This is a genomic window from Nocardioides convexus (assembly GCF_011090295.1).
This window is the reverse complement of sequence record NZ_JAAMYA010000001.1, coordinates 1,626,468-1,640,526: the sequence shown is the minus strand read 5'-3', so window position 1 is coordinate 1,640,526 and position 14,059 is coordinate 1,626,468. Positions and strand designations below refer to the sequence as shown.

Genomic DNA, 14,059 nt, shown 5'->3' with positions numbered 1-14,059 from the left:
ATGGCCGCCGTGCTGGCGAGCAGCGCGCGCCGGGTGAGCACGGTGCTCAGCCGCGCAGGCGGCCCATCCACTCCTCGATGGCCTCCGGCGTGCGGGGGAGGGCGGCGGACAGGTTGCGCACGCCGTCGGCGGTGACCACGACGTCGTCCTCGATCCGGATCCCGATGCCGCGCAGGCTCCTCGGGCACGAGCAGGTCGTCGGCCTGGAAGTACAGCCCCGGCTCGACGGTGAGCACCATGCCCTCGACCAGGTCGGCGTCGCGGTAGGTCTCCGGTGCCGCGTGCCCGCAGTCGTGCACGTCCATGCCGAGCATGTGGCTGGTGCCGTGCAGCGTCCAGCGGGCGTAGACCCGGGAGTCGGGGGAGAGGGCCTCCTCGACCGGCACCGGCAGCAGGCCGAGGTCGTCGAGGCCGTGCGCGAGGACGCCCATCGCGGCGTCGTGCCCGGCGAGGAACTTCGCACCCGGGCGCAGCGCCGCGAGCGCGGCGTCCTGGGCCTGCAGGACCAGCGTGTAGAGGTCGCGCTGGAGCGTGGTGAAGTCTGCCGCTCACCGGCAGGGTGCGGGTGATGTCGGCGGTGTAGAGGTTGGCGTTCTCGACGCCCATGTCGAGCAGGATCAGCTCACCGGGAACGACGGCGCCGGAGTTCTCGATCCAGTGCAGGGTCGTGGCGTGCGAGCCGTTGGCGACGATCGAGTCGTAGCCGAGGTCGTTGCCCATCGTCCGTGCCCGGCGGAAGAAGGTGCCCTCCAGCCAGCGCTCGCCGTGCTCGATCACCCGGTCCCACTCGCGCACGCAGTCCTCGAAGCCGAGCGTGGTCGCGTCGACGGCGGACTGCAGGCTCGCCGACCTCCCACTCGTCCTTGACCAGGCGCATCTCCGAGAGCACCCGGGCCGACTCGGTGTCGCGGGCCTCGTCGGCGGCGACCAGGCCGTCGACGGCCGCGGAGACCTGGCGGTGCACGCGGGTCTTGGTGCCGCTGCCGAGCGCCCCTGCGAGGTCGTCGACGTGGCGGACCTCGACGCCGAGGGCAGCCTCCAGGCTCCTCGGCCGAGGGGCGCTTGCCGGCCCACAGCGCGCCGTACTGGCGGTCACGGAAGAACTCGTCGCTGTCGCGGCCCGAGCGCGGGCGCGCGTAGAGCACGCAGGAGCCGTCGGGCTCGACCACCAGCGTGGCGTCGGAGGTGTGGTTGCCGGAGAAGTAGGCGTGCGCGGTGTCGGCGCGGAAGCGGTAGTCGGTGTCGAAGGCACGCACCTGGTAGCCGCCGCCCGGCAGCACCAGCCGCTCACCCGGGAAGGCCTCCGCGAGCCGCTGCCGGCGCGCCGCCGCGAGGTCCGCCACCGGATGCCGCTGCACGTCGCTGGGACGGTCGTCCCAGCCGGTGCGCATGAAGGCCGCATAGGCCTCGGGGACGGCGGGGTCGTGCTGCTCGGTCTTCGGCTCGGTGGGGGTGTCCTCGGTCACCTTTCCCACTCTACGCCGCGGCGTACAGTTGGCGATCAGGGCTTGACCCGAGCCTCCCGATAGGCTTCCGCTCATGTCAGGAAGCCCGCGCAACAGTGTTGCCTTCACGGTCGTGGTGACCGTGGCGGTGACCGTCGGCGCACTCCTGACCCTCGTCCTGCTCGCGCTCTCCGGCGCGCCCGGCACCACGGTGCTCGCCGTCGGGCTGGCGGCCGTGCCGGTGGGGCCGGTGCTGGCGGCGTACCTGTGGCTGGACCGCTACGAGCCCGAGCCGCGCCCGCTGCTGGTCGCCGGACTGGGCTGGGGCGCCTTCGTGGCGACGATGGCGGCGCTGGTCATTCAGGGCATCGGCGGCCTCGTCGTACCGGTCACCGACAACACCTCGCTCGCGATCGTCGCGCCGGTCGTGGAGGAGGCCAGCAAGGGCCTCTTCCTCGTGCTGCTGCTGTGGTGGCGCCGGGCCGAGGTCGACGGGATCCTCGACGGCATCGTCTACGCCGGCATGGTCGGCGTCGGCTTCGCCTTCACCGAGAACGTCCTCTACCTGATCGCCGCCTACAACGGCACCGACGGCGTGGGGCCCGGCGGCCTGGAGGCGGTCACCGGCACCTTCGTGCTGCGCTGCCTGTTCAGCCCCTTCGCCCACCCGCTCTTCACCGCCTTCACCGGCATCGGCATCGGCATCGCCGTCGACTCGCGCAGCAGGTCGGTGCGTTGGATCGCGCCGCTCGGCGGGTACCTCCTGGCCGTGCTCGCCCACGGCATCTGGAACGGCTCGACGGTGTTCGGCTTCGGCAGCCTTCGTCGTCGTGTACGTCGTCATCATGGCGCCGGCCTTCATCGGCATGGTCGCACTGGCCTGGTGGGCGCGCGAGACCGAGGCGCACGTGCTGCGGATGGCGCTCACCGACGCCGCCGACCGCGGCCTGCTCCCGGCGACCGACATCGGCTGGGTGGTGGACCTGCGGGCCCGCCGCACGGCCCGCAAGCACGCCCGCCAGCAGGGCGGCCCGGCGGCGGAGCGCGCCATGCGCGACTACCAGCAGGCGGCCATCGAGCACCGGCTACCTGCACCACCGGCTGCTGCGCGGCACCGCTCCGCGTGACTGGCAGGCGCGTGGACAGGACTTCCTCGGTCGCATCCAGGCGGCCCGGCCTCGGATCGCGTTCCCCGGACAGGTGGTACCCCAGCGATGACCCCCGGACACCCATCGCCGCTCAGCGGCGACCTCACCAGCAGCCGAATGCTGACCGAGGTCGTCCGGCTGCACGGATCCCTCAAGGCGGCACCGCTGCCGCTCGACCTGCCCGGCGTCGCCGCGCTGCGGGTCGGGCGCGACCACGTCATCGAGCAGACTCGAGGACTACGTGATCCCCCGGCTGACCGAGATCGAGGCGCCGATGCTCGTCGTCGTCGGCGGCTCCACCGGCGCGGGCAAGTCGACGCTCGTCAACACCCTCGTCGGGCACAAGGTCACCACGCCCGGCATCCTGCGCCCCACCACGAAGTCGCCGGTGCTCGTGCACCACCCCGACGACGCACGCTGGTTCGGTGCCGACCGGCTGCTGCCGGAGCTCTCCCGGGTGCAGCAGGCCACGAACGACCAGTCCGCGATCCAGGCTCGTCGCGCACCCGCACGTGCCGCGCGGGCTGGCGATCCTGGACGCTCCCGACGTGGACTCCGTCGACGAGCGCAACCGCGAGACTGGCCTCCCAGGCTGCTCGCCGCCGCGGACCTGTGGCTCTTCGTCACCTCCGCCGCGCGCTACTCCGACCAGGTCCCGTGGGACCACCTCAAGGCTCGCGGTCGACCGCAACACCGCGGTCGCGCTGGTGCTGAGCCGCACCCCGGCCGACGACGTCGCGACGGTCTCGGTCCACCTGGCCCGGATGATGGCGGCCCGGGGGCTCAAGGACAGTCCGCTGTTCGCCGTGCCGCAGGGGACGGTCAGCGACGAGGGGCTGCTTCCCGCGTCGTACGCCGCGGAGGTGCGGGGCTGGCTGGATGCGCTCGCCGCCGACGCCGCCGCCCGGCGCGACGTGGTCAACCAGACCGTCGCCGGTGCCGTCCGCACGGTGACCCGCAAGGCGTTCCCGATCGCCGACGCCGCCGCGCAGCAGGTGGCCGCGGTCTCGGGTCTGCTCGCCGCCGCCGACCAGGTCTACGACGACGCCGAGTCCTCGCTGGTCACCGCGGGCGGCGACGGCACCCTCCTGCGGGGCGACCTGCTGGCGCGCTGGCAGGAGTTCGTCGGCAGCGGGGAGCCTGGTCCGCTCCCTGGAGGCCAAGGTCGGCTTCGTGCGGGAGCGCCTGGTCAACGCCATCAAGGGCAAGCCGCAGCAGGCCGAGCGGGTCGCCGTCGCCGTCGAGATGGCGCTGGAGTCCCTGGTCGCCGACCACGCCGAGCGGGCCGCCGAGCGCGCGTCCGCCGCGTGGCGCGAGGAGGGCTACGGCGAGGCGCTGCTCGCAGCGACGCCCGACGACCTGACCCGGGCCGGGCGCGGGCTGCGCTCGCGCTCCGAGCAGGACGTCCGCGCGTGGCTGGAGGAGCCTGCAGGAGCCTGGTGCGCACCGAGGCGGGCGACGCCCGGCACAGCGCACGCTTCCTGGCGCTCGGCGTCCGAGGGCTGTCGGTGACGCTCGCCGTCGTCGCGCTCGCCGGCGAGGACCCGCGCGGCCAGGCTGCGGAGTCGGTGCGGCTCGGGCGCTCGCTGCTCGACACGATCCTCGGTGAGGCCGGTGCGCGCCGGGCGGTGGAGCAGGCGCGCGCCGGCCTCCTCCAGCGGCTGCGGGCCCTGATGGGCGCCGAGCGCGCCCGCTACCTCGCGCCGGCGGCGCAGTGGGAGCTCAAGCCCGACGCCGCCGACCAGCCTGCGCCAGGCGGCGCGACGTGTGGACGACCTGCGGTTCGCCGCGGCGAAGAAGGGAACGGGTGGACACCTGTGACGCAAGGCAGCGACACCTCGACGACCGGGACGAGCGGGACGAGCGGGCTGGGCGACCTCGCGACCCGCGGCACCCCGGTGGGTGACCGGGTCGCCGGGCTCACCGCCGCCGTCACCGCGGCCCGGGGCCGTGTCCCCGACCCGCTCCTCGACGAGGTGAGCACCGCCGCCGAGCGCGCGACCGGCCGGCTGCGGCTCTCCGCGCGGCACACCGTGGTCGCGATCGCCGGGGCGACGGGCTCGGGCAAGTCCTCGACGTACAACGCGCTCACCGGCCTGGAGGCTCTCCTCCGTCGGCATCCGCCGGCCCACCACCTCCTGGGCGACCGCGGTCGTGTGGGGGAGCGAGGGCGCCGGTGAGCCTGCTCGACTGGATCGGCATCCCGCCGCGGCACCAGACGATGCGCGACTCGATGCTCGACACCCGGCGCGAGGACAACGCGCTCGACGGCGTCGTGCTGCTCGACCTGCCCGACCACGACTCCACCGAGGTGTCCCACCACCTCGAGGTCGACCGGCTGGTGGCCGTCGCCGACCTGATGGTGTGGATCCTCGACCCGCAGAAGTACGCCGACGCGGCCGTCCACGACCGCTACTTCAAGCCGATGGCGACCCACCAGGACGTCATCCTGGTCGCGCTCAACCACATCGACACCGTGCCCGTCGAGCGACGCCAGGCGATGATCGACGACGTCCGCCGGCTGCTGGCCGAGGACGGCCTGCCGAACGTCCAGGTGCTCGCGATCTCTGCCAAGGAGGGGATCGGCATGGCCGAGCTCCGCGGCGAGATCCAGCGCCGGGTGCGGGACAAGGCGAGCACCACGGCCAGGGTCGAGGCGGACGTGGCCGCGGCCGCCGCCCGCCTGGAGGCCGCGGGCGGCGACGTACCCGCTCGTGAGCCTGCCGGCCCAGCGCTACCGCGACCTCGAGGAGGCCGTCGCCGACGCGGCGGGCGTCTCCGCGGTCGTCGACAGCATCGAGCGCAGCGTCGGCTCGCGCGCCCGCAGCGCCGTGACCTGGCCACCCCTGCTGCTCGGCGGCAAGGGCGACCCGGACGTCGCGGCGCTCGACCGTGAGCCGCGCGTCGCGCCGCTGGACCGGGCGCGGGTCGACACCACCGTGCGCGGGCTCGCCGACGAGGCCGGTGACAGCGTCGGCAAGGGCTGGGCGCCGCACGTGCGCACGGCGGCGACCGGCCGTCTCGCCGAGACCGGCGACGAGCTCGACCGCGAGACCGGCAAGGTCGATCTCGGTGGCCGGCTGCCCGTCTGGCTGCCCGTCGTGCGGGTCCTGCACTGGCTGCTCCTGCTCGCCTTCGTCGGTGGGCTGGTGTGGTGGGGCTACGCCGCGATCGCCGGCAAGAGCGACGACCTGTCGAAGGTCGCCGGGCTCCCGCTGCCGCTGGTGCTGGCGATCGCCGGGCTGGTGCTCGGGCTGGTGCTGCACGTCGTCGGCCGGGCGCTGGTCGGCGGCTTGGCCCGGGCTCGTGCCGAGGAGGCCGACGAGCGGCTGCGGGCGGTCGTGCACCGGGTGGTCGACGCCGAGGTCGCCCAGCCGGTGACCCGGGAGCCTGGCCGCCTACGGCGCCTTCCGCCGGGGGATCACGGCTGCCAGGCCGTAGCCCTCCTCGGGCGTCGCTCCTGTCACGAGGGGCGCCACTTCCTCTCCACAACCCGGTCCCACCGGGTGCACTGTCCACAAGCGCGGGCCGCGCCGGGGCGGTTCGTCGCGTGCCTGCGCTGAACTGTCCCCGATCGGTCGCACGGGCGACCGGCGCGGACAGGAGGTGCGGGTGATGGCGAACGAGACGATCGTGACGGTGCAGGGCTGGGTGGCCGGCGTGCCGGTGCTGCGGGAGGCGGGTGGTGCGCCCGTCCTGAACTTCCGGATCGGGTGCACCCCACGGCACTTCAACCGGGCCAGCGGGCAGTGGGTCGACAGCGAGACCCAGTGGTACGGCGTGAGTGCCTGGCGCCGGCTCGCGGCCCACGCGGGCGACTCGCTGCGCCAGGGGGGACGCGGTGATCGTGCACGGCCGGCTCAACCACCGGCCCTACGTCAACAAGAGCGGCATCGAGGTCGTGGCGATGGAGATCGACGCGTTCAGCATCGGTCACGACCTCAACCGGGGGACGGCGACCTTCGTGAAGTCGTCACCGGCGGCCGAGAGCTCTTCGGCAGCCGACCCCGCGCAAGGGGGTGCCACCGCCGCTGCGTAGCCTTGGTCCCATGGCGGAATACGTTCTCTCCCTGCGCAACGTCCGCAAGGCCCACGGCGACAAGGTCGTCCTGGACAACGTGACGCTGTCGTTCCTGCACGGCGCCAAGATCGGCGTCGTCGGCCCGAACGGCATGGGCAAGTCGTCGCTGCTCAAGGCTGATGGCCGGCCTCGACGTGCCCAACAACGGCGACATCGTGCGCGACCCCGACGCCACGGTCGGGATGCTCCAGCAGGAGCCGCCGCTGACCGAGGGCAAGACGGTGCTGGAGAACGTCGAGGAGGCGGTCGCCGACACCAAGGCGAAGATGAAGCGCCTCGAGGACGCCTACATGGAGATGGGCGACCCCGACGCCGACCAGGACGCCCTGATGGCCGAGACGGGCGAGCCTGCAGACCGAGCTCGACAACATCAACGCCTGGGACCTCGACAGCCGCCCGGAGCAGGCGATGGACGCGCTGCGCTGCCCGCCCTCGGACGCGCTCGTCGACAACCTCTCCGGTGGTGAGCGCCGCCGCGTCGCGCTGTGCAAGCTTGCTGCTCCAGCAGCCCGACCTGCTGCTCCTCGACGAGCCGACCAACCACCTGGACGCCGAGTCGGTGCAGTGGCTGGAGGGGCACCTCAAGTCCTACCCCGGCGCCGTCCTGGCCGTCACCCACGACCGGTACTTCCTCGACAACGTCGCCCAGTGGATCGCCGAGGTCGACCGCGGCTCCATCCACGGTTACGAGGGCAACTACTCGACGTACCTGGAGACGAAGAAGGAGCGGCTCAAGGTCGAGGGCGCCAAGGACGCCAAGCGGGCGAAGATGCTGGAGAAGGAGCCTGGAGTGGGTCCGCTCGAACGCCAAGGCCCGCCAGACCAAGTCCAAGTCGCGCCTGGCGCGCTACGAGGAGATGGCCGCCGAGGCCGACAAGGCCCGCAAGATCGACGCCGCCGACATCAACATCCCGCCCGGCCCGCGGCTGGGTGACGTCGTCCTCGAGGCCGAGCACCTCACCAAGGGCTTCGAGGGCCGGACCCTGTGGAACGACATCTCCTTCACGCTGCCGCGCGCCGGCATCGTGGGCGTCGTCGGCCCCAACGGCGTCGGCAAGACCACCCTGTTCCGGATGATCACCGGCGGCGAGGAGCCCGACTCGGGCAAGGCTCAACGTCGGCCAGACCGTGAAGATCTCCTACGTCGACCAGAGCCGCGGTGGCATCGACCCGAACAAGAACGTCTGGGAGGTCGTCTCCGACGGCCTGGACTTCATCAAGGTCGCCAACTTCGAGATGAACAGCCGCGCCTACGTCGCCTCGTTCGGCTTCAAGGGCCCGGACCAGCAGAAGAAGGCCGGCGTCCTGTCCGGTGGCGAGCGCAACCGCCTCAACCTCGCGCTCACCCTGAAGCAGGGCGGCAACATGCTCCTGCTCGACGAGCCCACCAACGACCCGGACGTCGAGACCCTGTCCTCGCTCGAGGACGCCCTGCTCGACTTCCCGGGCTGTGCCGTGGTCACCTCCCACGACCGCTGGTTCCTCGACCGCGTCGCCACCCACATCCTCGCCTGGGAGGGCACCGAGGACAACGAGGGCGAGTGGTTCTGGTTCGAGGGGAACTTCGCGTCGTACGAGGAGAACAAGATCGAGCGCCTCGGCGTCGAGGCCGCCCGTCCCCACCGCGTCACCCACCGCCGCCTCACCCGCGACTGAGCCGGTCGGCGTCGGCGCGCCCTCGACCGGCACACCACGCGAGGTCGAGCCGGGCGACGCCGGACGCGACGCCTGCCCGCGGGCCGGTCGGGGTGCCGCCGGCGTCAGGACCGGTGCCTCTCGGGCGAAGCAGGGAGGCGCCGGCGGCGGGGTCCCGTCTTCCGGCCCGCGGGCAGGTGGCGGGGGAGGCGGCGCCCGGCACGACGTCTGCCGGCGGCGGAGCCGGGGTCAGCGGAGCTCGCGCTCCGGGTGCGCCGCGATCAGGCTGGTCGCAGACCGCGTCCATGACGCGGCCCAAGGCCATCAGGTCGTCGTTCGGGACCAGGTCGATCAGTGACTGCCGCACGGTCTCGACGTGGTCGGGGGCGGCGGTGCGCAGCATCTCCAGGCCGGCGTCGGTGAGCCGGCACACCACGCCGCGGCCGTCCTCCGTGGAGCCGCCGCGCCGGACCAGTCCGGCGCTCTCCATCCGCTTGACGGTGTGCGTGACCCGGCTGCGGCTGTGGGCGAGCGACGCGGCGAGCCTGGGCCATCCGGAGCCTGGCCGTCGGCCTCGGAGAGGCGGACCAGGATCTCGTACTCGACGGCCGAGAGACCGTGGTCGCGGCGCAGGTCCTCGTCGAGCCGGTCCAGCAGCAGGGTGGTCCCGAGGAGGAAGGCGCGCCAGGCGCGCTGTTGTTCCTCGTCGAGCCACCGCGGGTCAGTCACCGGGGCAGTCTAGGAGATCGTCGCGGCCGCTCACCGCAGGTCGTGCCGCAGCACGACGCGGGGATGGCCGGCGAGCACGGAGGTCGTGTCGGCGGCCCACCGGAAGCCGGCCGCCTCGAAGGCTGGCGCGGATGCCGGCGTAGGCCATCGTGAGGTCCACCTGGGCGCCGCCGTTGTCGAGCGGGTAGGCCTCCAACGCGGGGGCACCCTGGTCGCGAGCCCACTCGACGGCACCGGTGATGAGGGCGTGCGAGATGCCCTGTCCGCGGTGCCCCGGTCGCACCCGGATGCACCACAGCGACCACACCGGCAGGTCGTCGACGTGCGGGATCTTGCGGTTGCGGGCGAAGGTGGTGGCCGAGCGGGGCGCGACCGCGGCCCAGCCGACCGGCTCCTCGCCGTCGTAGGCGATCACCCCGAGCGGCCCGTCGGCGAGCAGGCTCTCGACGTAGGCGCCGCGCTCGCGCCCGCGCATCGCGTTGTTGACCTTCGAGGGGATCCGGTAGGCTCAGGCACCAGCAGACGCTGGCGTCCGGGCGCTTCGGCCCGACCAGTGCGCGGACGTCCTCGAAGACGGTGGCGGGCCGCACCTCGATGCTCATGCAGCGAAGGTACGGCCCGCGACCGACAACCGGCGAAGACTCGGGTCAGGCTCAGGAGAGGCGCTCCAGGATGAGCGCCATGCCCTGGCCGCCACCGACGCACATGGTGATCAGGCCGGTGGTCTTGTCGTGCCAGTCCAGCGAGTTCAGCAGGGTGTTCTGGAGGCGGGCGCCGGTCATGCCGAAGGGGTGGCCCACGGCGATCGCGCCGCCGTTGACGTTGAGCTTCTCCAGCGGGATGCCGAGGTCCTCGGCGGAGGGCAGCACCTGAGCGGCGAAGGCCTCGTTGATCTCGGCGAGGTCGATGTCGTCGATGGTCATCCCGGCGTGCTTGAGGGCGTTGCGGGTGGCCTCGACCGGGCCGAGGCCCATGATCTCGGGGGAGAGGCCGGAGACGCCGGTGGAGACGATCCGGGCGAGCGGGGTCAGGCCCAGACTCGGCGGCCTTGGTGTCGGACATGATGACGACCGCGGCCGCGCCGTCGTTGAGCGGGCAGCAGTTGCCGGCGGTCACGACGCCGTCCGGGCGGAAGACCGGCTGCAGCCTGGGAGATCGCGTCGTAGGTGACCCCGGCGCGCGGGCCGTCGTCGGCGGAGACGACGGTCCCGTCGGCGAGGGTGACCGGGGTGATCTCCCGCGCCCAGAAGCCGTCGGCGATGGCCTTCTCGGCGAGGTTCTGCGAGCGCACGGCGAAGTGGTCGAGGTCCTCGCGCTTGAGGCCGCGGATGGAGGCGACGTTCTCGGCGGTCTGGCCCATCGCGATGTAGACGTCGGGGAGCAGGTCGTCCTCGCGCGGGTCGTGCCACACCTTGCCGCCCTGGGCGTACTCCTCGGTGCGCACCTGGGCGTCGGCGAAGAGCGGGTTCTTGGTGTTGGGGATGTGGTCCGACGTACCGAACTGGAAGCGGGAGACCGCCTCGACGCCGGCGGAGATGAACACGTCGCCCTCGCCGGCCTTGATCGCGTGGAAGGCCATCCGCGTGGTCTGGACCGAGGAGGAGCAGTAGCGGGTGATCGTCGCGCCGGGGATCTCGTAGCCCATGAGCGAGGTGACGATGCGGGCCATGTTGTTGCCGGCCTCGCCGCCGGGCAGGCCGCAGCCGAGCAGGAAGTCGTCGACGTCGTTGGGGTCGAGCGCGGGGATCTTGTCGAGCGCCGCCTTCGCGATGAGCGCGGTCAGGTCGTCGGGGCGGAAGTCCTTGAGCGAGCCCTTGTTCGCGCGGCCGATCGGCGTACGAGCAGCGGAAACGATGACGGCCTCGGGCATGGGCACTCCTCGGGAGGTGGTGAGCCGGTGACGGCAGAACCCGCTCAGCGTAGTAGGCCAGGACTGGAACAGGTTGCAGTGGTGTCGGATGCCACATCGGGCGGACCGTCCCTCGATCCACCGGCCGGTACGGCGCGCGAGCGTGACAGCATGCCCGTCGTGCGGCACCGCTACGACTGCCCCTTGCGCTGGGCTGACCTCGACCTGCTCGGCCACGTCAACAACGTCCGGTACGTCGACTACCTCCGGGAGGCGCGCGGTGCCCTCCTCCGTGCCTGTCTCGAGGCCGCCGGGGTGGAGCGGCACGAGGGCGACGGGTACGTCGTGGTGCGCCACGAGGTCTCCTTCGTCGCCCCGCTGCTGTTCCGCACCAGGCTCGGTCGCCATCGACTCCTGGGTCACCGAGGTCCGCGGGGCGAGACTTCACCCTGGGCCACGAGATCTACCTGGAGAGCGAGACCGGGGAGCGCGTCGTCTACCTGCGAGCGCGCACCGTGCTGGCGCCGTTCGTGCACGCCAGCGGCGAGCCGCGCCGGATGAGCGAGGCGGAGCGGGCCGCGCTGGCGCCGTACCTGGAGGAGACGGGGGAGCGCTCGCGCCCGGTGCTCGTCGACGTCCCCCGCGAGGACGCCGCGCACTATCCCGTCACGGTGCGCTTCTCCGACCTCGACATCTACCGCCACGTGAACAACGTGACCTACTTCGAGTACTTCCAGGAGGCGCGGATCGCGCTGTTCTCCCGGCTCCGCAAGGCGCTCAAGGAGTTCCCCCGGATCAACGTCGTGGTCGCCCAGACCGACCTGGAGTACGTCGCCCCGGTCACCCTCCGCGTCGAGCCCTACGACTGCTGGTCGGTGGTCACCCGGATGGGCACCAAGTCGATGACGATCGAGTCGGAGTCTGGTCGACACCTCGGGCGCGACGCCGCGCGGGGGCGTGCTGGCCCGCTCGCGCACGGTGCTGGTGTTCTTCGACCTCACCACGCAGACCTCGGTGGTCCCGCCGCCGGGCTACCGCGAGGCGATCGTGGACGCGCTCGGCGGTCCGCTCGCGCGGGCCTGAGGCTCACAGCCCGGTGAAGTCCGGGGCGCGGCCCTCGGCGAAGGCGGTCAGCGCCTCCCGGTTGGCCGGCCCGCCCATCAACTCGGCGAAGGCGGCGTTCTCGCGCTCGCGGGCCGCGCGGACCGCTGCACGGTGCGGCTCGGTCATCGTCCGCTTCACCGCGACGAGCGAGGAGATCGGCCGCCGGGCGAGCAGCGTGGCGTGCTCGCGCGCCGTCGGCAGCAGGCTCCTCGCCGGGGCAGACCCGCCACACCAGGCCCATCGCCAGCGCCTCCTCGGCGGAGATCCACTCGGCGGAGAGCAGCGCCCAGGCGGCGTTCTGACGGCCCACCAGTGCCGGCAGGAGGTACGACGACGCGGCCTCCGGCGCGACCCCGAGCGAGGTGAACGGGCACTTGAGCCGGGCGTCGGCCGCCATGAAGGCGAGGTCCGCGAAGCCGAGGATCGTCGCGCCGATGCCGAGCCCGAGACCGTTGACCGCCACCACCAGCGGCTTGGGGAAGTCCACGAGGGCGTCGATGAGTCCGGGGAAGCCGTGCCGGCCGTGCTCGAACGCCGGGTCGGTGGTCATCCGGTGCATCTCGAGCAGGTCCGTGCCCGCGCTGAAGGCCCGGCCGGCGCCGGTCAGGAGCACGACGGCCACCTGCGGGTCCTCGGCGGCGGCGAGCAGGGCGTCGGTGGTGGCGTCGTACAGCGCCTCGTCGAAGGCGTTGAGGGCGTCGGGGCGGTCGAGCACGAGGGTGCGCACCCGGTCGGCGTCGGAGACGTGCAGGCTCATGCGCCCAGAATAGAACGTGTTCTAGAGATCGAGGCTCGCGCAGCCGGCGCAGCGCCCGGTGCCGGGCCACCCGGACGGCGACGGCACTCATCTCCAGCGTGCTCGCGGTGGTCGCCACGTCCATGTCGAGCACCTCGGTGCACGCGATGACGTCCCGCTCGCGCGGGGGCAGCGCGGCGAGCGCACGGTGCACCCACTCGTCGGCGATCAGGCTTCCCTCCGGCCCCGGTACGACGGGCGGCGCGTCCGCCTCGAGGAGCTCCCTGCCCCCGCGCCCGGCTGCCCGAACGACGCCAGGCGTTGGCACCGTGGTTGCGGGCGATGCCGAAGAGCCAGCCGCCGAAGTCGGAGGAGCCTGCCGTGGAAGTCGGCGATCCGCTCCGCGGCGACCATCCAGGCGGCGGCGGCGAGGTCCTCGGGAGACTCGGTGCCCGGCGCCGCCCGCGCCTCGAGCCACGGCTGCAGGCGGCCGGCGTGGGCGCGGTACAGGCTCGCTCCACGCCAGCGCCTCACCGCGCTTGGCCGCGGCGACTCGATCGTCGTCGGCGCGCACCGCTCGTCCCCACCCCTACCCTCGCCAACGGCCTGACCACGTGGCTTCGTGGCCGGGCGCCATTGTCCCCGAACTCCGCCCCCCTCCGGGCGGGAATCAGCGGGTTTTCTTTACCTTCCCCGGCCGGCGGTCCGGGGTGTCCTCGCCCCGGGCCTGCTGGTCCCGCCCCTGCTGCTCCCGCCCCGGCTGGTCCCGGCGCCCGTCGTCCCGGCCCTGGTCGTCGCTCCGGCGCAGGTCGCTGTCGGCGGTGTCCGCGGGAGAACCGTGCCGGCGCTCGTCCGCGGAGTCGTCGCGGGGGTCGCGGCCGTGGTCCTCGTCGTTCTTGGCGTTGTCCTCGCCCCGCGTCGAGCGGGGGGCGTCGCCGGAGCGGCCGGGTGCGGTGCCGCGAGGCGTCTCGAACCCGTGCCCGCGTTCGAGGCCGCGGTCGGAGGCGTGCTCGGAGCCGGACGTCGACGCGCCCGGCAGCCCCGGGGACAGGGGGCTGCCGGGCGAGACGATGGAGACGTCGGGTTGTGGGGTTCCGACGTCTCCGTGACTCGGCGGACCGGAGGGCTCCAGGCTGGGTCGGGCCGTCGGCAGGGGACAGTGGGATGTCCGTGCCGTGCGGTGCGCCCGCGGCCCAGGTCGCCGTCGCGATGGCAGCCACGGTGGCTGTCGCGACGGCGATGCGGAGTCCAGCCGTCCGAGTCGTCCGGGGGCGGCCGGTTGCGAGTCTCGCTCCGAGCTCCGCCAGCACACCCAGGAACACCGGGTCGGGC

General features: G+C 73.1%; 11 protein-coding genes and 4 pseudogenes. 7 read left to right on the top strand and 8 right to left on the bottom strand.

The features are described 5' to 3' along the window. Positions 1-260: 260 nt before the first annotated feature. From G5V59_RS12180 to G5V59_RS12170, 3 genes and pseudogenes are all read right to left on the bottom strand, one after another. A pseudogene (locus G5V59_RS12180) lies at positions 261-503 on the bottom strand (M24 family metallopeptidase); the annotation flags it as partial. Positions 504-603: 100 nt separating this feature from the next. Next, a pseudogene (locus G5V59_RS12175) lies at positions 604-720 on the bottom strand (hypothetical protein); the annotation flags it as partial. 53 nt (positions 721-773) lie between these two features. After that, entirely contained in the window at positions 774-1,466 is a 693-nt protein-coding gene (locus G5V59_RS12170) for an aminopeptidase P N-terminal domain-containing protein (RefSeq protein ID WP_278256599.1), read from the bottom strand. Between the two features lie 115 nt (positions 1,467-1,581). Between G5V59_RS12170 and G5V59_RS12165 the strand changes: the two genes are divergently transcribed. The 5 genes and pseudogenes from G5V59_RS12165 (at position 1,582) to ettA (ending at position 8,330) form a co-directional block, all read left to right on the top strand. Next, entirely contained in the window at positions 1,582-2,838 is a 1,257-nt protein-coding gene (locus G5V59_RS12165; RefSeq protein WP_278256598.1) for a PrsW family intramembrane metalloprotease, read from the top strand. A 462-nt stretch (positions 2,839-3,300) separates the two neighbouring features. Beyond that, positions 3,301-4,773 carry a hypothetical protein gene (locus G5V59_RS12160; protein WP_278256597.1) on the top strand — a complete coding sequence of 491 codons (1,473 nt, stop codon included), beginning with the start codon at positions 3,301-3,303 and terminating at the stop codon, positions 4,771-4,773. A 534-nt stretch (positions 4,774-5,307) separates the two neighbouring features. Beyond that, positions 5,308-6,156 carry a hypothetical protein gene (locus G5V59_RS12155; RefSeq protein ID WP_278256596.1) on the top strand — a complete coding sequence of 283 codons (849 nt, stop codon included), beginning with the start codon at positions 5,308-5,310 and terminating at the stop codon, positions 6,154-6,156. A 278-nt stretch (positions 6,157-6,434) separates the two neighbouring features. Further along, entirely contained in the window at positions 6,435-6,632 is a 198-nt protein-coding gene (locus G5V59_RS12150) for a hypothetical protein (protein WP_278256595.1), read from the top strand. 10 nt (positions 6,633-6,642) lie between these two features. Beyond that, a pseudogene (gene ettA, locus G5V59_RS12145) lies at positions 6,643-8,330 on the top strand (energy-dependent translational throttle protein EttA). Here the strand turns inward: ettA and G5V59_RS12140 are convergent. The 3 genes and pseudogenes from G5V59_RS12140 to G5V59_RS12130 all read right to left on the bottom strand — a co-directional run bounded on the left by G5V59_RS12140 (position 8,317) and on the right by G5V59_RS12130 (position 10,908). Continuing rightward, a complete protein-coding gene (locus G5V59_RS12140; protein ID WP_278256594.1) occupies positions 8,317-9,024 on the bottom strand; it encodes a MarR family winged helix-turn-helix transcriptional regulator in 708 nt (235 codons plus the stop codon). The pseudogene ettA and the gene G5V59_RS12140 overlap by 14 nt on opposite strands. Before the next feature lie 6 nt (positions 9,025-9,030). Further along, a complete protein-coding gene (locus G5V59_RS12135) occupies positions 9,031-9,513 on the bottom strand; it encodes a GNAT family N-acetyltransferase (RefSeq protein WP_278256593.1) in 483 nt (160 codons plus the stop codon). A 178-nt stretch (positions 9,514-9,691) separates the two neighbouring features. Further along, positions 9,692-10,908, bottom strand: a pseudogene (locus G5V59_RS12130) (acetyl-CoA C-acetyltransferase). 150 nt (positions 10,909-11,058) lie between these two features. On the opposite strand from G5V59_RS12130, the gene G5V59_RS12125 reads away from it, so the two are divergent. Together G5V59_RS12125 and G5V59_RS12120 are read left to right on the top strand one after the other, a co-directional pair. Next, a complete protein-coding gene (locus tag G5V59_RS12125; RefSeq protein WP_278256592.1) occupies positions 11,059-11,448 on the top strand; it encodes an acyl-CoA thioesterase in 390 nt (129 codons plus the stop codon). Further along, on the top strand, positions 11,403-11,987 hold the full coding sequence (locus tag G5V59_RS12120) for a thioesterase family protein (RefSeq protein ID WP_278256591.1): 585 nt from the start codon (positions 11,403-11,405) through the stop codon (positions 11,985-11,987). The genes G5V59_RS12125 and G5V59_RS12120 overlap by 46 nt, the downstream gene beginning before the upstream one ends. Here G5V59_RS12120 and G5V59_RS12115 read toward each other — a convergent pair. Both G5V59_RS12115 and G5V59_RS12110 read right to left on the bottom strand, forming a co-directional pair. Beyond that, the gene (locus G5V59_RS12115) at positions 11,974-12,117 is read right to left on the bottom strand and encodes a hypothetical protein (protein ID WP_278256590.1); all 144 of its coding nucleotides are present in this window, start codon (positions 12,115-12,117) and stop codon (positions 11,974-11,976) included. The two genes, G5V59_RS12120 and G5V59_RS12115, sit on opposite strands and share 14 nt — an antisense overlap. A gap of 8 nt (positions 12,118-12,125) precedes the next feature. Next, positions 12,126-13,301, bottom strand: coding sequence for a sigma factor-like helix-turn-helix DNA-binding protein (locus G5V59_RS12110; RefSeq protein ID WP_278256589.1), 1,176 nt, complete (start codon positions 13,299-13,301; stop codon positions 12,126-12,128). Between the last annotated feature and the right edge of the window lie 758 nt (positions 13,302-14,059).

What these genes read in the sequence shown, in the direction of transcription:
- G5V59_RS12135 (WP_278256593.1), bottom strand. Translation starts at nt 9,513, where the DNA reads ATGCGCGGGCGCGAGCGCGGCGCCTACGTCGAGAGCCTGCTCGCCGAC.
- G5V59_RS12125 (WP_278256592.1), top strand. Translation starts at nt 11,059, where the DNA reads ATGCCCGTCGTGCGGCACCGCTACGACTGCCCCTTGCGCTGGGCTGAC.
- G5V59_RS12115 (WP_278256590.1), bottom strand. Translation starts at nt 12,117, where the DNA reads ATGACCGAGCCGCACCGTGCAGCGGTCCGCGCGGCCCGCGAGCGCGAG.